Annotated in this window: 16 protein-coding genes, 1 tRNA gene and 2 pseudogenes; 8 read left to right on the top strand and 11 right to left on the bottom strand. The window is 70.6% G+C overall.

All coding sequences use genetic code 11. From position 1 onward, the window contains the following. Positions 1 to 21 precede the first annotated feature (21 nt). The 6 genes and pseudogenes from EXE42_RS00160 to EXE42_RS00185 all read left to right on the top strand — a co-directional run. Positions 22 to 843: pseudogene (locus EXE42_RS00160) on the top strand (hypothetical protein); the annotation flags it as partial. Between the two features lie 241 nt (positions 844 to 1,084). Then, the gene (locus tag EXE42_RS00165; protein WP_158293683.1) at positions 1,085 to 2,038 is read left to right on the top strand and encodes an ABC transporter substrate-binding protein; all 954 of its coding nucleotides are present in this window, start codon (positions 1,085 to 1,087) and stop codon (positions 2,036 to 2,038) included. Between the two features lie 3 nt (positions 2,039 to 2,041). Continuing rightward, positions 2,042 to 2,893, top strand: coding sequence for an ABC transporter ATP-binding protein (locus EXE42_RS00170; protein WP_137693390.1), 852 nt, complete (start codon positions 2,042 to 2,044; stop codon positions 2,891 to 2,893). Continuing rightward, entirely contained in the window at positions 2,890 to 4,230 is a 1,341-nt protein-coding gene (locus tag EXE42_RS00175) for an ABC transporter substrate-binding protein (protein ID WP_199240721.1), read from the top strand. Before EXE42_RS00170 ends, EXE42_RS00175 begins: the two co-directional genes overlap by 4 nt. Beyond that, positions 4,196 to 4,975, top strand: a complete 780-nt coding sequence (locus EXE42_RS00180) for an ABC transporter permease (protein ID WP_092920102.1) — start codon at positions 4,196 to 4,198, stop codon at positions 4,973 to 4,975. The genes EXE42_RS00175 and EXE42_RS00180 overlap by 35 nt, the downstream gene beginning before the upstream one ends. Positions 4,976 to 5,077: 102 nt before the next feature. Then, the gene (locus EXE42_RS00185; protein WP_092920101.1) at positions 5,078 to 5,485 is read left to right on the top strand and encodes a DoxX family protein; all 408 of its coding nucleotides are present in this window, start codon (positions 5,078 to 5,080) and stop codon (positions 5,483 to 5,485) included. A gap of 368 nt (positions 5,486 to 5,853) precedes the next feature. Here EXE42_RS00185 and EXE42_RS00190 read toward each other — a convergent pair whose 3' ends face one another. The 5 genes from EXE42_RS00190 to EXE42_RS00210 all read right to left on the bottom strand — a co-directional run bounded on the left by EXE42_RS00190 (position 5,854) and on the right by EXE42_RS00210 (position 9,715). Then, positions 5,854 to 6,936 (bottom strand): CNNM domain-containing protein, encoded by a 1,083-nt coding sequence (locus EXE42_RS00190; RefSeq protein ID WP_092920100.1) that lies wholly within the window; start codon positions 6,934 to 6,936, stop codon positions 5,854 to 5,856. Positions 6,937 to 7,017: 81 nt separating this feature from the next. Then, positions 7,018 to 8,340 carry a histidine--tRNA ligase gene (gene hisS, locus EXE42_RS00195; RefSeq protein WP_137705669.1) on the bottom strand — a complete coding sequence of 441 codons (1,323 nt, stop codon included), beginning with the start codon at positions 8,338 to 8,340 and terminating at the stop codon, positions 7,018 to 7,020. A gap of 101 nt (positions 8,341 to 8,441) precedes the next feature. Beyond that, on the bottom strand, positions 8,442 to 8,672 hold the full coding sequence (locus tag EXE42_RS00200; protein WP_137693392.1) for a hypothetical protein: 231 nt from the start codon (positions 8,670 to 8,672) through the stop codon (positions 8,442 to 8,444). A 101-nt stretch (positions 8,673 to 8,773) separates the two neighbouring features. Further along, a complete protein-coding gene (locus EXE42_RS00205) occupies positions 8,774 to 9,367 on the bottom strand; it encodes an asparagine synthase-related protein (RefSeq protein WP_092920097.1) in 594 nt (197 codons plus the stop codon). Continuing rightward, positions 9,368 to 9,715 carry a DNA-binding protein gene (locus EXE42_RS00210; protein WP_137705670.1) on the bottom strand — a complete coding sequence of 116 codons (348 nt, stop codon included), beginning with the start codon at positions 9,713 to 9,715 and terminating at the stop codon, positions 9,368 to 9,370. Between the two features lie 142 nt (positions 9,716 to 9,857). Here EXE42_RS00210 and EXE42_RS00215 point away from each other — a divergent pair, with 142 nt between their 5' ends. Then, on the top strand, positions 9,858 to 11,003 hold the full coding sequence (locus EXE42_RS00215) for a 60S ribosomal export protein NMD3 (protein WP_137705671.1): 1,146 nt from the start codon (positions 9,858 to 9,860) through the stop codon (positions 11,001 to 11,003). A 131-nt stretch (positions 11,004 to 11,134) separates the two neighbouring features. Here EXE42_RS00215 and EXE42_RS00220 read toward each other — a convergent pair whose 3' ends face one another. The 5 genes and pseudogenes from EXE42_RS00220 to EXE42_RS00240 form a co-directional block, all read right to left on the bottom strand. After that, on the bottom strand, positions 11,135 to 11,326 hold the full coding sequence (locus EXE42_RS00220; protein ID WP_092920094.1) for a UPF0175 family protein: 192 nt from the start codon (positions 11,324 to 11,326) through the stop codon (positions 11,135 to 11,137). Positions 11,327 to 11,630: 304 nt separating this feature from the next. Then, entirely contained in the window at positions 11,631 to 13,535 is a 1,905-nt protein-coding gene (locus EXE42_RS00225) for a helicase C-terminal domain-containing protein (RefSeq protein WP_137693394.1), read from the bottom strand. 90 nt (positions 13,536 to 13,625) lie between these two features. Further along, positions 13,626 to 14,090, bottom strand: a complete 465-nt coding sequence (locus EXE42_RS00230) for a DUF302 domain-containing protein (protein WP_137693395.1) — start codon at positions 14,088 to 14,090, stop codon at positions 13,626 to 13,628. Between the two features lie 371 nt (positions 14,091 to 14,461). Beyond that, a tRNA-Glu gene (locus EXE42_RS00235) sits at positions 14,462 to 14,536 on the bottom strand. 94 nt (positions 14,537 to 14,630) lie between these two features. Beyond that, positions 14,631 to 15,706: pseudogene (locus tag EXE42_RS00240) on the bottom strand (M42 family peptidase). A 128-nt stretch (positions 15,707 to 15,834) separates the two neighbouring features. Between EXE42_RS00240 and EXE42_RS00245 the strand changes: the two are divergent. Further along, the gene (locus EXE42_RS00245) at positions 15,835 to 16,926 is read left to right on the top strand and encodes a zinc-dependent metalloprotease (protein WP_137693397.1); all 1,092 of its coding nucleotides are present in this window, start codon (positions 15,835 to 15,837) and stop codon (positions 16,924 to 16,926) included. A gap of 12 nt (positions 16,927 to 16,938) precedes the next feature. Here the strand turns inward: EXE42_RS00245 and EXE42_RS00250 are convergent, their stop codons facing one another. Continuing rightward, positions 16,939 to 17,364: an SHOCT domain-containing protein gene (locus EXE42_RS00250; protein ID WP_092920088.1), complete on the bottom strand. Its 426-nt coding sequence runs from the start codon at positions 17,362 to 17,364 to the stop codon at positions 16,939 to 16,941. Positions 17,365 to 17,483 lie beyond the last annotated feature (119 nt).

Below are 17,483 nucleotides of genomic sequence, written 5' to 3' on the forward strand. Positions count from 1 at the left end.
GTCCGGAACCCCGATTCGGACCCCCGAGCCCTCGCGGTCAACGTCGCCGCCAACACGAACGAGCCGGGGTTCCGCGGCCCCGTCTACCCGGACGGCTCCTTCGCGTACGTTCCGATCCCGGAGTCGGCGGCGACGCTGCCGCGCGAGCGGTTCCCGGTCGACGAGTCGATGCCGACGTACGGCGACCTCGATCTCCCCTTCGCCGTCCCGGCGAGCCTGCGCGAGACGCCCGTCCACGCCGACCCGGAGTTCCCGGGGGTCCACGGCCGCGAGCGCGCGACTTACGGCGACCCGTACGGGGTCAAGGCGGGCCGCATCGCGGCGCTCGGGCCCGGCGACCGGCTCCTGTTTTACGCGACGCTGACGCCGCGACCGTACGGGTGGGCGGGCCCGGGCGAGGAGCGTCCCGGCGACGCGGGCGCCGACGACCGCGACGGCGCGTGGCTCCGCGAGCGCGGGATAGCGGTCAACGACGACCTCGCGCCCGACTGGGGCGCGTACCTCTTCGCGGGGATGCGGGTCGAGCGGGTACTCTCGGGCGGAGACGAGGAAGGAGACGGCGGGGGCGTCGTCGACCGCGCGGTCGCCGCCGAGCGCGCCCCGACGAACGCGCACCTGAAGCGCGATCCGTTCGACGCCCGCGTCGTCGCGGTCGGTGACCCCGAAGCGTCGGGGCTCTTCGACCGGGTCGTCCCGCTGAGTTCGCCCGACGCCGGGAGCGAAGCAAACCCGATCGTCACCGACCTGTCGAGCGACTCCGGGAAGGGCCCGTGGTGGCGCCGCCCGATGGCCTTCGACGCGGCGGCGACGAGTCGGTTGCTGGCGCGGATCGATCGGCCCTGAGTCGGCGGGGTTCGGGTGTCAACGCAGAAATACCCAAGTATTGCCGGTGATTGCGGGAAGACGGCCTCTCCCGGAATCGAAAAAGCGCTATCGGGGCGTCTACGGCCGATTTTGTCGCCGAGGCGGTCGAATCGAAAACCGAACATATTCGGCGCCCGTAATATTTGCGCGAAGAGGGTTCCACCTCACATGTTTGTCGGTTTCGTGATTTATACCCCAAAATAAAATTATGGTGTATTCGATGTCAGACCTGAATATCTCGCACGAATACTTCACGTGGAAGCTCGTGCAGGATGTCGCGGAAGAGAAGGGGTACTTCGAGGACGAGGGGGTCGAGGCCGACCTCTCGTACTTCGCGCCGGGAACGCAGGACTTCGAGGGCGAGAACGCCTTCGACGCCGACTGGTGGGACGACATGGACGAGGACGGCGGCACCCACGGCGTCTGCGAGTGGAACGCGGTTCAGGAAGCCTCCGAGACCGACCGCGACATCGTGGGCTCGTACAGCGAGTGGGACCGCGTCGTCTTCGTCCGCGACGACGACGACGCCGAGACCATCGACGACCTGCGTGGTCGACCGATGGGGATCAACAAGTACGCCACCTCGTTCTACTCGATGCGCGAGATGCTGGAGAACGAGGGGTTCGAGGAGGACGACATCGTCTTAGAGCACGTCGGCGAGGCGGAGGAGCGCTTCGAGGCGGTCAAGGACGGCGAGGTCGACTCCATCGCGGTGCTCGAGCCGTTCGTCACCCTCGGCCGGTACGACGAGGAACTGAAGGAGGTGTTCGACGGCCCGTGCCGCGCGGCCATCACGACGCGCGAGCAGCCCGAGCCGGAGAAGCTGGAGGGGTTCCTCGCGGCGCTGAACCGCGCCGTCGCCGACATCAACGACGACCTCGAGGGGTACACGGACCGGTACGTCGAGCTGCTGGAGGACGAGGCGGCGGACAAGCCCGCCTTCGACGACGTGAACTTCGAGCGGCTCCGCGAGGAGTTCGAGCTCCGCGAGTTCCTCCCCGTGCGCGCCCCCGACGAGGAGCGGATCGACGCCACCACGGACTGGATGCGCGACAAGGGGTTCGTCCCGGACGACGCCGACGTCGGGACCGCGGAGGAGGTCGAAAACGAGGGCGTGCTCCCGGACGACGAGGCCGAGTCCGAGGAGGACGAGCCCGAGGCGACGGCGGACTGACCGATGTCGCTCGAGTCCCGCGCGGCGACCGACGACGGCGGCGACGAGCCGGACGCCCGGTCCGACGCCGCGTCGGCGGTCGGCGCCGACGCCGGCGACGCGGACCGCCGCGCCGACGACGCGGCGTCGGTCGTCGCCGACGACCTCACGAAGCGGTACGACGACACGCTCGTCTTCGACGGGCTCGACCTGTCGGTCGCCCCCGGCGAGGTCTGCTGTCTCCTCGGGCCGTCCGGCTGCGGGAAGACGACGCTGCTCCACCTCCTCGCGGGGCTCGAGGACCCGACCGACGGCCGCGTCGAGATCGACGGCGAGGCGGTGACGGGCCCCGACTACCGGTGGGGCGTCGTCTTCCAGGATCCGCTCCTCTACCCGTGGCTCTCGGTGCGCGAGAACGTCGAGATCGGTCCGCGGCTCCGCGGCGAGGAGCCGGACGACGACCACGTCGACGAGCTGCTCGAACTGGTCGGGCTCGACGGGGTCGAGGACGCGGACACGTCCGACCTGTCGGGCGGGATGGCGCAGCGCGCGTCGCTCGCCCGGACGCTCGCCAACGAGCCCGAGGTGCTCCTCCTCGACGAGCCGTTCTCGGCGCTCGACCAGCTGACGAAGATGGAGCTCCAGGACGAACTGTTGCGGATCGTCGACGAGCTCGGCGTCACGACCGTCTTCGTCACGCACGACATCGACGAGGCGGTGTACCTCGGGGACCGCGTCGCGGTCATGGGACCGGTCCCCGCGGGCATCGAGCGCGTCGAGTCGATCGACAGCGAGACGCGGTCGCGCGGCGACGAGGCGTTCGTCGAAGAGCGCGCGGCCGTCTTCGAACACCTGGAAGCGGTGGGGATCCAATGACGCGCGATAGTCACGCGGACCGCGGCGACGCCGACCGCGACGGTGTTGAGCCCGACGACGTCGACCCCGACGTGGCCGCGAGCGCGCGCCGCCTCGTCGGCGGGAGCGGCTGGCGGAACCCCTCGGCGAAGGCCCGGACCGAGGGGCTCTCGCGCCGCGAGTTCATGAAGGAGTCCGGGCTCGCGTCGCTGGCGGCCGCGGGCGTCGGCTCGACGGCCGGCTGTCTCGGCGGCGGAGGCGGCGGGGACGGCCCGCCGACCGCGGAGATCGGCTACCTCCCGATCACGGACGCCGCGCCGCTCCTGGCCGGGTACGCGAACGACCACTTCGCGGACCACGACGTCGACGCCGCGGAGCCGACCCTGTTCCGCGGCTGGTCGGACCTCGCCGAGGCGTTCCTGGCGGGCGAGGTGAACGTCGCCCACTTCCTGATGCCGATGACCGTCTGGATGCGGTACGGGAACCAGTTGGACGCGAACGCGAAGGTCGTCGCGTGGGACCACACGGACGGCTCGGCGCTCACCGTCCAGCCCGACGTCGAGAGCTGGGACGACCTCGGCGGCGGCACCGTCGCCGTCCCGTTCTGGTACTCCATCCACAACGTCATCCTCCAGATGGGGCTGCGCGAACACGGGCTCACGCCCCGGACCGGCTCCTCGGCCGACGGGGTGGCCGACGACGAGGTGAACCTCGTCGTGACGCCGCCGCCGGACATGCCGGCGGCCCTGAACAACGGCTCCATCGAGGGGTACATCGTCGCCGAGCCGTTCAACGCGATCGGCGAGCTGGAGGCCGACGGGAAGATCCTGCGCTTCACCGGCGACGTGTGGCGGGAACACGCCTGCTGCGTCGTCGTGATGCGCGAGGAGCTGGTCGAGGCGCAGCCCGAGTGGACGACCGACGTGATGAGCGGGCTCGTCGACGCGCAGCGGTACCTCCGCGAGAACCGCTCGGAGGCCGCGCAGCTGCTCTCCTCGGCGGGGAGCGGGCTGCTCCCGCAGGGGCCGGAGCCGATCGACCGCGCGCTCACCCACTACGACGAGCACGAGCCGTACCTGGAGTCGGGCGCGATACAGAACACGGAGTGGGAGTCGGACCGGATCGGCTTCTACCCGTTCCCGTACCGCTCGTACACGGAGGAGCTGGTGCGTCGCATGCGCGAGACGCGCGTCGAGGGCAAGGACGCCTTCCTCGACGACCTGACGCCCGCAGAGGTCGCCGACGACCTCGTCGCGTACGACCCCGTTCGCACAGCGCTGGAAGAGGCCGGCGGCCCGCCGGCGTTCGACATCTCTGAGGACGATGGCTACGAGAGACAGGAAACGATACGGTTCTGAGCTGGTCGGGGAGAGCGGTCGTCTGCTGCCGGCGGTCGGGCTCCTCGGCGGGCTCGCCGTCTGGTGGGCGGTGACGGCGCTCGGTAGCGGCATCATCACCAACTTCGCGCCCGCGGCGGCGTTCGCCGTGCTGGCCGACCTCGTCGTCTCGCCGGCGTTCTACGACCACGTGTTCGTCAGCGTCTACCGGTTCGCGGTGGCGCTCGCGCTCAGCCTGACGGTCGGGCTCCCGATCGGCCTGGTCGTCGGGTACTTCGGCGCGGCGGAGAAGGCGACGACGGTCCTGTTCCAGTTCATGCGGATGATCTCGCCGCTTGCGTGGTTCCCGATCGCGATCATCGTCTTCGGCGTCGGGACCCGCTCGGCGGTGTTCATCATGTTCATGGCCGGCGTCTGGCCGGTCGTATTGAACACCGCGCACGGGGTGGCGACGATCGAGGACGACTGGATCACGGTCGGCGAGTCGCTCGGCGGCGACACCCGCGCGCTGCTGCGTCGGGTCGTCGTCCCGGCGGTGATCCCGGACATGCTGACCGGGGTCCGCCTGTCGATCGGAATCCTGTGGATCATCCTCGTGCCGGCGGAGATGCTCGGCGTCAACACGGGGCTCGGCTACCTCATCCTCGACGCGCGCGACCGGTTCGCGTACGCCGAGATCCCGGCTGTCATGCTGGTGATCGGCACGATCGGCTTCGCGCTCGACGCCGCCGTCCGCCGGCTCCACGCCCGGCGGACCTGGGAGTAGCGGTCGGGGCCGCTCGTTCGCGGCGCGGCACGCGACGGCCGACCGCGGCCCGACCCGCTCCCGGCGGGGCGATTTATGTGGGGCGCGGCCGTTGGTTATCACATGAGCGACGACACTAACGCGCCCGAGGCGAGCGAGGAGCGCGGCGCCCCCTCCCGGATCGGCCGGGTGCTGCTCGGGGTCGGCCTCGCCGCGCAGGCCTCCGAGGACTTCCGCGACATGGACGACACGATCGAGTACGCCGAGTCGGCGGGCGTCCCGATGCCGGATCTGGCCGCGCCGTTCGCCTCCGGCATGATGGTGGTCGCCGGAGTCGGGATCGCGCTCTGGCGGCTCCCGCGGGTTGCGACGGGCGCCGCGGTCGCGTTCCTGACGGTCGTGACCGCGACGATGCACGACTTCTGGAACGCCGACGAGGACGACAAGAGCGGCGAGCGGCTCGCCTTCTTCGGTAACCTCGCGATGCTCGGCGGCGCGCTGGTGTTCCTGCGCGAGGCGTACAAGAAGTGAGCGCAGGCGTGAAGTGGGGACCTGAGATGTTGGCTTCTCGTTTATAAATAGCTGCTCCCGGATCGGCTGAGAACACCGCCGAAGCCCCAGCCGCTCGGCGCTATGTGATCGACGACCCCGGGGTCAACACCGCCAAAGCCCCAGCCGAGAGGCGGGCGCACGCTCGCTGTGCTCCTCGTTCGTTCGCTTCGCTCACTCACTGCGGTGCTTACGTCGCCTACGGCGGCCTCCCGGCTGCCCCTTTGAATCCCACCGCGTACCGCACAGCACCTCACGCCTCCCCAGCCTCGTCGCTCACTACGTTCGCGACTCCCTCGCGCGTGCGGTCTCGCGCCCTTCGGGCGCTCACCGGCACGCGCCGCCGCGTCTTATTTTATAACATTACCAGCGTCCAGCGGGTCCTCTAACTGTCCCATCACCGCCTCCATCGCGTCGGTCGCGGTGATCAGCCCGACGACCTCGCCGTCCTCGATCACCAGAGCGAGCTCCTGTGACTCCGCCTGGAACTGGTCGAAGGCGTTGCTGACGCTCACGTCCGCCGAGACCGTCATCGGCGGGGCGGCGACGTCCGCGAACGACAGGTCGCCGTCCCGGAGCTCGTCGAACCGGCTCACGATGGAGGGGGCGTACACGATCCCCTCGAAGTCGTTCAGGTCGTCGCCGACGAGCGGAAAGCGGCTGTGCGGGGTGTCGCGGATCCGGTCGAGGTTCTCCTCGGCGGAGGCGGTCGTCGACAGCGAGACGATCTCGTCGGCGGGGGTCAACACCTCCCGCACGGCGAGTTCGCCGACGTCGAGCGCGTTGAGGACCTCCTCGCGGCGCTCCTCGGGGAGCTCGATCTCCTCCATCATCGAGCCGAGACGGTTGCGCAGCTGTGCGCGCGTCTCTAACACCTCCTCTTCGGCCTCGGTCCACGACCCGGTCATCTCGACGCCGAACAGCCCGAGCGTCGCCTTCGCGACCCAGTCGCCGAACTTGATCAGCGGCGAGATGAGCCACGCGAACCAGTACAGCGGCCGGGAGCCGTACCGGGCGACCTGCTTCGAGCGCTCGACGCCGAGGTACGTCGGCGTCTGCTCGCCGTGGGTGAGGTGGACCATGTTGATGAGGAAGAAGCCGAGCAGCGAGCCCGCGCCGGCGGACGCGAGCGCCGTGTTCTCGAATATCGGCGCGAAAAGCGCCGCGAGCCCCGGCTCGGCGACGATACCGAGCGCGATGGAGGTCCCGGAGATCCACACCTGACAGGTCGTCAGGTAGAACTCCAGGTCGTCGGTCATCTCCCAGGCGCGGCGGAGCCCGGGTGAGTCCATCTCCGATTCGGGGTACTGACGCAGGCGCGTCAGCCCGAACTCGATCGCCACGAAGTACGCGTTGATCAGGATGAGGGCGACGCCGGCCGCCACGCGAAGACCGATCTCGCCGGGAGCCATCGCCGTCGCGAGCGGGATCATCGTGCCCACGGTCCCGGCGCGCGATTGAAAAGCGTTGAGGGACCGGGCGGCCCCGCCGGACCGAGGCCGCGCGCCGCGGCGCTACGCGTAGTCCCCGTAGGTCGGCAGCCCCTCGTCCGGGGGGAACTCCTCGACCGGGACCGTCGTCTCGTCGCCGCTCGCCATGTCCTTCACGGTGTACTCGCCGTTCTCCAAGTCGCGCTCGCCGACGACCACGACCGTCTCGGCGTTGATCGAGTCCGCGTAGCCCAGCTGGGCGCCGAACGAGCGGTCGGAGACGTCCTGCTCGACGACCACGTCGTCGCCGAGCGCGCGGAGGTCGCTCGCGAGCGCGGCGGCCTCGCTCCGGGTGTCCCCCACCGAGAGGACGTAGTAGTCGGTCGCGAGCTCCTCGTCGGGCCAGACCCCGGCCCGCTGACAGAGGAGCTTCAGGGTGGCGTGGCCCGGCGCAACGCCGACCGCGGGCGTGGGCTGGCCGCCGAAGCTCTCGATGAGGTCGTCGTAGCGGCCGCCGCCGAAGACGGACCGGGACACCTCGCCGGTGGAGTCGAAGCACTCGAAGACGACGCCGGTGTAGTAGTCGAGCCCGCGGGCGGTCGTCAGCGACACCTCGCAGAACTCGCCCGCGCCGAAGTCGTCGGCCGCGGCGAGCACGTTCCGGAGGTTCTCGACGGCGTCCGCGACCGCCTCGTCGCCGGCCGCCGCGACCGCGTCGAGGTCGTCGACCGTCTCGACGCCCGAGATGAGGTCGTCGAAGTCGCGCGCGGTGTCGCGGGCGAGGCCGGCGTCGGAGAGGAGCCCGACGTACTCGCCGTCGTCGACCTTCGCTCGCTTGTCGACCGCGCGGATCGCCGCCGCCGTGTCGACCGCTTCGGGGTCGGCGGCGAGCGAGCGCACGAGCCCGCCGAGGATGTCGCGGTGGGAGACGCGGAACTCGAAGTCGTCGCCGGTGAGCCCGAGGTCGGTCAGGGCGTCGGCGGCGACCGCGAGCACCTCGGCGTCGGCCTCGGGCGCCGAGGAGCCGAACACGTCGATGTTCGTCTGATAGAACTCGCGGAAGCGGCCCTGCTGGACCTGCTCGTAGCGCCAGAACGGGCGGGTGGAGACCCACTTGATCGGCTTCGACAGCTCCTGGCCCTTCGCGACGACCATCCGGGCGACGGTGGGGGTGAGCTCCGGCGTCATCGAGACGCCGCGGCCGCCCTTGTCCTCGAAGGCGTACAGCTCCTCGACGATCCCCTCGCCGGACTTGTCGACGTACATCTCCGTCCGCTCCAAGGCGGGGGTGGCGATCTCGCGGAAGCCGTGTCGGGCCGCCGCGTCCTCGATCGCGTCGGTCACCTCGCGCCGGGCGGACTGCTCGCCGGGATAGAAATCGCGGAATCCCTTGAGGCCGTCGTACATGAACGTCGGTTCGGTGAGGGCCCGCTTGAAAGCATCCCTTCCGCGCGCTCGGGCGCCGTCCGGCCGACCGGGGGCGAGGTCGGCGAACTCGGCGGCGGCGGTTACGACGTCCGGGTTCGCGGGTGGATCGGGTCCTCGTCGACGGACTCTCGTCGGTCGTTCTCCGGGGCTTCCTCCCGGTCGTCCGCCGGTTCGGCAGCGTCCGCGCCCGCCTCTCGGTCGACCGAGGGCGGGACTCGCGTCCGCGTCGCTACCGGTCGGGCGGCCGGCTCCTCGAAGGCCTCGGCGAGCGCGTCCCGTGCGTCCGCGGCGTCTCGTGGGTCGTCGACCATCGCGGCCGATCCTTGCGGACGAAGGGAGGAAACGCCGCTCGCACAGTAGCGAGGGTCTTTAACACGGGATCGGAGAACAGAGGCCCGACGCAGCGGGAGGGTCAGTCGTTCCGCCCGTGGACGTACGTCTGGTCGTGGTCCGGGAACACGTCGGTCACGGTCTCCTCGCCGTGCTCGTCCGCGATGAGCGTCCGGAGCTCGTCCTCGTAGTCCGCCTTGGGGACCTCCTCGCTCGGCCCCTGCTGGACGTCGAAGGTGGCGTCGACGAGCTGGTCGACGGCGTGGCGGCCGAACCCCGAGAGCGGCGAGATGTAGTCGATCCCGTTTCGGTCCTCGAGGCTCTGCGCCTGCGCCCGCGACACCGTCGGGACGCGGTCGTCGCGGCGCGTCCCGTCCGCGATGGCGTCGACGTCGAGCGCGGCGATGGTCTCTAACGCGTGCTCGTGGACCCGCTGGATCCCGTTCCGGGGGTACCCGTCCGCGACCATCGTCTCGGCGGCGCTCTCCGCCACCTCGCGGTCGAGGTCGACGCGCTCGAACGGGAACTCGAGCTCGGCGGCCGCCCGCTCGGCGTACTCCCAGTCGTCGGTGAGCCCGAAGCTCCCGGTGACGCAGCGGACGTCGTAGAACCGATCGAGGAGGTGAGCGGCGAGCGAGGAGTCTTTCCCGCCGCTGTACAGCAGCGCGAGCTCCATCTACCGTCGCTGGATATCGAAGCTCTGCTGTTCGGGCTGGAGCTCTTTGAGGAGCTCGCGCATCTGGTCCTCGTCGATCTGTCCCTGGACCCGTCCGCTCTGTGCCAGCGCGGCGACCTGCTGTTTCACCTTCTCGCCGAACTCGGGTTTCGACATCGCGACCGCGTTGAGCCGCTGGCGCGCGCCGTCGGTGAGGTGCTGTTTCAGCACCGCTTCCTGCTGGGCCTCGGCGCGCTCTTGGGCCTCCTGCTGGGCCTCGGCGTCGCCGCCCTGCTTGCGCTCGCGGAGCTCTTCCATCTTCTTCTCTCGCAGTTCTTCGAGTCGTTCGTCGTCGGGGTTGCCGCTCATACACGCCCGTTCTCGGTCCGTGCGAAAAACCATTTCGGCGGTCGCGACCCGCCCGTCTCGACCGGAACCGGTGTCGCGGTCGGCGGCACCCGGTCGACACGGTCCGCGCCGCTTAAACGGATCCTCGGCGTAGCCGGAGCCAATGAGCGAGTCGCGGGAGTTCTGTCCGCGCTGCGGCGACCCGGTCCCCGAGCGGCGCGACCCCCTCCCGGGCGAGCCGCGCGGGCGAGACGCGCTGCTCTGTGACGACTGCTACTTCGAGGACTTCGACTTGGTCGACGCGCCCGACCGGATCGAGGTGCTGGTGTGTTCCGGCTGCGGCGCCGTCAGGCGCGGCGAGTCGTGGCGCGACGTCGGCGCGCGCGACTACACCGACGTCGCCGTCGACGAGGTCGCGGAGGCGCTCGGCGTCCACGTCGACGCCGAGGACGTGGAGTGGGGCGTCGAGCCCGAGCAGGTCGACGAGAACAACGTGCGGATGCACTGCCGCTTCTCGGGCGTGGTGCGCGGCACGCTCCGCTCGGCGGAGGTGACGGTCCCCGTGAAGATCTCGCGGGGGACCTGCGACCGCTGCGGGCGCATCGCCGGGGGGTACTACGCCGGGATCGTTCAGGTCCGCGCGGACGAGCGCGACCTCACGCCGGCGGAGCGCGCGGCGGCCCTCGACATCGCCGAGGCGTACGTGGCCGACCAGGAGGCCGACGGCGACCGCGAGGCGTTCATCACCGAGGTGAACGAGACGGACGACGGACCGGACATCAAGCTCTCCTCGAACCGGCTCGCGCAGAACGTCGCGACGCGGATCACGGAGTCGCTCGGCGGGAGCTTCGAGTCGTACCCGACGCTCGTCACCGAGGACGGCGACGGCAACGAGGTGTACCGCGTCACGTTCGCGGTCCGGCTCCCGAAGTACGCGGCAGGCGAGATCGTCGACCCCGAGGACGGCGACGGGCCGGTCCTCGTCACCGGCGTCTCCGGCCGCCTCCAGGGCGTTCGGCTCGCGACCGGCGAGGAGTACACCTCCGCGTTCGCTGACGCGGAGGCGCCCGACGCGACCCGACTCGGCACCCGCGAGGACGCGACGGAGACGACGGTCGTGACCGTCGAGGACGAGAACGCGATCCAGGTACTCGACCCCGTCACCTACGAGGCGAAGACCGTGCCGAACCCCGCGTTCGTCGACGGCGACGCCGATTCGGTCCTCGCGTTCGAACACGACGGCGACGTTCACCTCGTGCCCGAAACGGGGACGGAGCCGGCCGCAACGTCACCGCGAAGCCGGGACTAGCGCCTTCCTCACGGACCGGGTCGAACTCGTCTTGAGCGTTGCCCGCAGGAGAGACGAAACTGATCGTTCGTGGGAAGAGCGTCGCGAAAGCGGTCGGGCGCATCGACGCGCCAGCGGGGACGTGTCGTCGGTCAGTCGGCGCGGGCGGGCCGTTCGCGGCCGAGGGCTGCGGCGCGCTCGGAATCGGTTACCTCGATGCCGCGGCGTTCGAGCTGCTCGATGAATTCGGCCTCGCTCAGCCCTGCCTGTGCGGCCGCCTGCGACAGCGTCAGGGTTCGCGCACCGTACAGCGTCAGCGCACTCGACAGCCCGTTCGTGGCCATACACCCAGTAGTCGCGTGAGGGATTATGAAGGTTACTACTTCATTGAGGGGCCTAGTACACCTTATACGATATATATTGACAGACGATCGGTACGGAGAGACTAATACAGCCCGCCTCTCGCTCCCCTCGCCCGCAGGAATTATACCGCTCTACGGCCGACACCCGGACATGGACAGACAACAGGTCATGGCCCTGTTCTTCGCGTTTCTCATGCTGAGCTCGATGGTCGCGTACGGCGTCTCGCTGCTGTAACGGGTTCCTCCGCGGTGCGGCTCGTCGCTCCCCGCGAGCCGCCGCGCCCTCTCAGCCGTCGCCCCACACGTCCGACAGGGGGTGGTCCTTCCGTCGGTCCGCGTCCCGCTCGGAGCGGGTCCGGACCGACTCGCCGTCGGCCGTGCCGCTGTCAGCGGTCGGGTCGCCGCCGCCGGCCTCCGAGTCGCCGTTGCCGCGAGACGAGCGATCCGCGTTCCCGCGCTCTGACCCGCCCGACCGTCGACTTCGCCGCCGCCCCGTTCCCGCGCCGTTCGAGGGCGACGCGTCGATTCCGGCGAGCGCGGCCTCGGGGTCGAACGCCGGCAGCGACGGGGGCGTCATCGCGTCGATCTGATCGCGGAACCACGACGGCGTGTCGGCCTCGGCGCGCTCGAACAGGTCGAGCAGGGAGTCGTCGGCGAGGTACGTCGCGCCGTAGTCGTCGGGCGACCGGACGACCCGGCCGCACGCCTGGATGACGGTACGCAGCGCGGTGCGGTGGTACCACGCCCACTGGCCGTCTTCGAGCCGGCGGGCGACCCGCGAGTCGTTCGTGTTCCGATACGGCGCCTTACACACCACCTGCCATCGACACAGGGCGTCCTTCAGGTCCAGCGCCTCCTCCATCTTCACGGAGACGAACACCTCCGGGTCCGAGCTCGACTTCCACGCCTCCAGCTCCGCGTCGCGATTCTGCCGATCGTGGCGCCTGACGCGCGCGGCGACGCCGAACTCGCCGAGGCGCTCGGTGAGCCGCTCGGCGATGTCGTACGAGTGCGCGTGGACGAGCCCCTTCTCGTCGGGATGTTCCGCCATCAGTCGGACGATCAGCCGGGCGATCTTCGGGGTCGTCTCGTCGCGGTGCTCGTACGTCATCGACCCCTGCGTCACGTCGTACAGCGGGCGGTTCGCGAGCGGGAACGTGTGCTCGACGTCGACGAGGGCGACGTCGGCGGGGTCGAGCCCGACGCCGCGGCAGAACGCCTCCTTCGAGAGGATCGTCGCCGACAGCAGCGCGAACCGGTTGCCGCGGTCCCACACCGTGTGCCTGAGGTACCGCGCGGGGTCGAGCGGCTTGATCGCTATCGTCGACTCCTCGCCGCCCGGCTGGTCGACGACCCACGTGGTCGGCGTCTCCGGATCGCGGTAATCCTCGAGGAACCAGCCGAGCTCGCCGATGAGTTCCTGAAGGCGGTCGCGTCGGGCGACCTCCTCGCGGTCGAGTTCCGGTCGCCCGACCAGCTCGTCTTTCGCGCGGATCGACACATCGCGGAGGGTCTCGACGAACCGCGCGGTCCGGTCTATCGCGTCCTCCTCCGGGCCGGCGTCGGCCGCGACGTCGGGGACGCCGACGTCGTCCCACACCGGGACGCGCTCGGGCGAGATCTCGATGGTGGCGTACATCTCGGCCCACTCCGCGAGCCCGTGCGCCTCGTCGATCACGACCACGTCGCGCTTGCGGAACACCTCGGAGCCGGCGGTGCGCATGAAGTACGCGAGCGTCATGGCGGCGAAGCGGTTCCCGGAGGCGATGGCGCGGTCGGAGAAGTACGGACAGCGGTGCCGGATCGAGCAGTCGAACCCCTGCTGGCGCGCGCAGGGCGCGCGGTTCACGGGCGTGTCGTGCTCGCCCGGGAGCACGCAGTCGTAGTTCGACTTCCCGCGGATCACCGCGAGGTCGTCGAGCAGGTCGTCGGCCGCGACGTCGTCGATCTGCGACACCTGCGGGGTCGTGTAGTAGGCGCCGGTCGCCTCGCTCGGCGCCGCCTCGCCCGCGGTCTCGGCCGCGCCCATGATCGCCCGGGCGAGCAGCGACTTGCCGCTGCCCGTCGGCGCGCGCACCAGCACGACCCGGTTGCCCGCCGCGAAGGCGTCGCGGATGTCGTCGAGGGCCCGCTCCTGTGCGCCGCGGAAGCTCGGCGCGGGAAATTCGTCGGGGATCCGGCTCGAGTCCACACGACGCCCTCGCGCGCTGTCGGAATTAAACCCTCGCTTGGCGGCCGCCGTCGACCGAGCCGGCGACGGCGGGGCGGGCTCGGAGCGCGGTCACGCCTGCCCGTGCGTCTCGATGTTCTCCCAGACGATCGCCATCAGCTCGCCGGTCTTCGTCACGAGGTCCTCGACGGCGTTCTCGTCGACCCCGGCGGCCGACGCGCAGCCGAGGTCGCGGATCGCCTTCGTCGCCGACACGTGGTGGACGTGGACGCGGTCGTCGCCGGCGCGCTCGTACACGACGGTGGTACACGGAAGCATTCCCGCCAGGGTGGGGTCGATGCGCAGCGCGTCGTACGCGATTTCGGGGTGGCAGACGACGATCAGCGCCGTCCGCTCCACGTCGTCGTGGCCGAGCATCCCCTGGATCATCTCGTCGAGCCGCGTGACGCGCACCGTCTCGAAGTCGGCGAGCTCGTGTTCGAGCTGGACGAACGGCACCGCGTCCTCGAAGGGAATGTCGACGGTCGTGTGGAGCGCCTCGTCGGCGGTCGGCGCGGGGAGTGCGGCGTCGCTCATGAGAATCTCTCACACGCTACCCGGTGAAGTCCGTTTCGCCCTCCCAACACCTGCCGCTACCTTCGACGGGGAACTGCGACGCCGGGGCGCCGTCGCCCGACCGAGACGGACTCTGTCCGGCGGCCGCCCGTCGGGCGATGCGTGATCGAGTTCGAGCGGGCGGCCCGGCTACTCGTACGTCATCTGCGCGCTGGACGGCTCCCCGTTCGTCTGGTCGCGGCGCTGGCGCGGAGACGCGGCGGGATTCGAGCAGGAGGCGGTGTCGGTCGACAGCGGGGAAGCCGACGGCCGCGACCGAAGGGAGGCTCAGGGGACGCGCGACCGATAGGTTCGAGCCGCGCTCGTCGGGGTCACTCGCTTCGTCGAAGAAATGCTCCGGCTGGGATTCGAACCCAGGTCATCACCGTGAGAGGGTGATATGATTGGCCGGACTACACCACCAGAGCACGTCCGTTCGTCGCAATCTACGGTAGGAAAGACGATAGTAAAACAGTTCCGTTTCGACGCCGCCGTGCCCCGGTTTATCGTGGCGAGCCGCGTTCAGACGTCGACGGCGAACGGCTCCGGTCCGGGCTCGACGTCGCCCGCCGCCGCGCCGATCGCGGCGAGGAGGTCCGCGACCCCGTCGAGGTCGGTCGCGTCGATCACCTCGACCGGCGTGTGCATGTACCGGTTCGGGATCGAGACGTTGAGCGCGGGGGTTCCGCCCCGCACCGTGTAGAACGCGTCCGCGTCGGTGCCGGTGCGGGTGCCGGCGGCCTGAAGTTGGACGTCGACGTCGGCGGTCGCGGCCGCGTCGCGCGCGAGGTCGACGAGGACCGGGTGGTTCGCGCTGCCGCGTCCGATCACCGGACCGGCGCCGAGTTCGATCGGGCCGCGGCGCTCGCGGTCGACGTCCGGGTTGTCGGTGGCGTGCGTGACGTCGACCGCGACGAACGCGTCGACGTCCTCGAGGTCGACGCCGACCATCTGAGCGCCCCGGAGACCGACCTCCTCCTGAACGGTCGAAACCGCGTAGACGGTGGCGTCGACGTCCGCCTCGGTAGCCCGGCGAAGCCCCTCCGCGGCCGCCCACGCGCCGGCCCGGTTGTCGACTCCGCGGGCGGCGAGTCGGTCGCCGGCGAGGTCGCGAACGCCCGTCGAGAAGGTGACCGGGTCGCCGATCTCGACGCGGTCGCGCGCCTCCTCGGCGTCGTCGACGCCGATGTCGACGAACTGGCCGGCCACGTCCTCGTACTCGTCGTCGCCGCCGTCGCGGAGGTGGATCGCGGTCTGTCCGATGACCCCCTGGACCGGCTCCTCGGCGTGGACCGTGACGTGCTGGCCCTTCGAGACGGTGCGGTCGGCGCCGCCGATCCGCGCGATCCGGAGGAACCCCTCGTCGAGCACGTCGCGGACGATGAACCCGATCTCGTCGGCGTGGCCGGTGACGGCGACCGTCGGCGCGTCCGGGTCGCCCTCGTAGACCGCCGCGGCGTTGCCGTAGGCGTCGATGTCGACCCGGTCGCGAACGCGTCGACGTAGTCGGTCCAGACCCGCTGGGCGGCCGTCTCGAACCCCGAGGGGCTCGGCGTCGCGAGGAGGTCGTCGAGGAACGCTCGGCGCTCGGCGTCCATGGACGAGGCTGTCGGCCGGCGAGCAAGAAAACACCGATATCGGGGATCCGCTCCGGAGGCCGGCGACGGCCGATCAGTACGGGGCCGACCGACGCAAGCGCTTTGGGGCGCCCGCCCGTCCGATCGACATGGACATCCTCCGAAGCGTCCGGGCGGTCGCCGAGGCCGAGGGGCCGGGCGTCGTCGACTGGGACCGGGCCGCGGCGGCCGCGAAGCGCGCCACGGACCCCGGATCGATCGCGCTCACCGACGCGGAGCGTGCCGGGTACGCGACCGACGTCCGCGACGCCCGATCGCGGCTGGCCGCGGTGGCGGGGATCGACTTCGACGTCCCCGACGCCGTCGAGGTCCAGAACCGACACCACTGGATCGACGCGAGCGTCGGCACCTTCCGACGCGTGATGGACCCGATCGAGGCGGCCGCGGTCGGCGACGGCGAGGAGGTCGGAGCGGTCGGGAATCCCGGGGCCGACTCGCTCGACGTGATGCCGGACAGCGCGCCCGGACCGATCGGGCCCGCGCCCGGCGCCGCGTTCGCGCGGGACCTCTCGCGGGTCGCCAACACGGGGTCGATGGCGTTCGCGCTGGGGTTCCTCGCGCGCAACGTCCTCGGTCAGTACGACCCGCTCCTGCTCGCTGACGAGCCGGACGCCGACCACGGGCTCTACTTCGTTCACCCGAACATCGTCGCGGTCGCGGACGCCTTAGACGTGGAGTACCCCCGGTTCCGCCGGTGGATCGCGTTCCACGAGGTGACCCACGCCGCCGAGTTCGGCGCGGCCCCGTGGCTCCCCGAGTACCTGGAGTCGCGCGTCGAGCGCGGGATCGAAGGGATGGTCGGCGGCGCTGGCGGCGTCGAGGGAACGGCCGGACGCGGGCTTGACCCCGACGCGTTCGCGGAGCTTCAGACCGCGATGACCGCGGTCGAGGGGTACGCAGAGGTGCTGATGGACCGCGCGTTCGACGACGAGTACGCGGACCTCCGGCGGAAACTGGACGAGCGCCGCGGCGGCGGCGGACCGGTGCGCCGACTCGCGCAGCGCCTCCTCGGGCTCGGCCTCAAGCGCCGCCAGTACGAGCGCGGCGCCGCCTTCTTCCGGCACGTCGCCGACGCGCGCGACATCGAGGCCGCGGGCGCCGTCTGGGAGCGCGCCGAGAACCTCCCGACCGCCGCGGAGATCGACGACCCCGAGGCGTGGCTCGTCCGGGTCGACCCCTGAGCGCGGGGCGAGTCACTCCAGTTCGAGGTCCCGTTCCCGGGGTTCCTCGCCCCGGTCGGACTCGATCCGGTCGAACCGCTCGTCGAGGTCCTCGGTCGCGAGCAGGCGGTCGAGTCTGCGCTCGAACTCGGCCTCGTCGATCTCGCCGGTCGCGTACCGCTCGCGCAGCGCCGCGACCGGGTGGTCGGCCGCCGTCGCGTTCGTCGATCCGACGGTCTCGTCGGCAGGGGCCGCATCGTCGTCCGACGCGACGAGCGGGAAGTCCTCGCCGAGCACCAACACCAACGGGATCAGGATGAAGAACCCGGTGATGAACACGGCGGGGATCAGCGCTCCCAGGACGGTCGGGAGGAGGACGGCGAGAAGCGACGTGAGCCCGAACGAGAGGATCGCGATGAGGCCGATGAGCCGCTTCTTCTCGAACGTGGGGAGGGCCATGTGTCACGTACGCTGTCGCGCTGACAAAAGCGTACTGCCGGGGTGAGAGCCTCGACCGCCGGGCCGGTGTTCGCCCGCCCGCGACCGACGGCTATTCCTCGCGGGCGCGCCCACGCCGA

The sequence above is a fragment of the Halorubrum sp. SP3 genome (genome assembly GCF_005435195.1).
In the GTDB taxonomy this organism is placed as follows: Archaea; Halobacteriota; Halobacteria; order Halobacteriales; family Haloferacaceae; genus Halorubrum; species Halorubrum sodomense.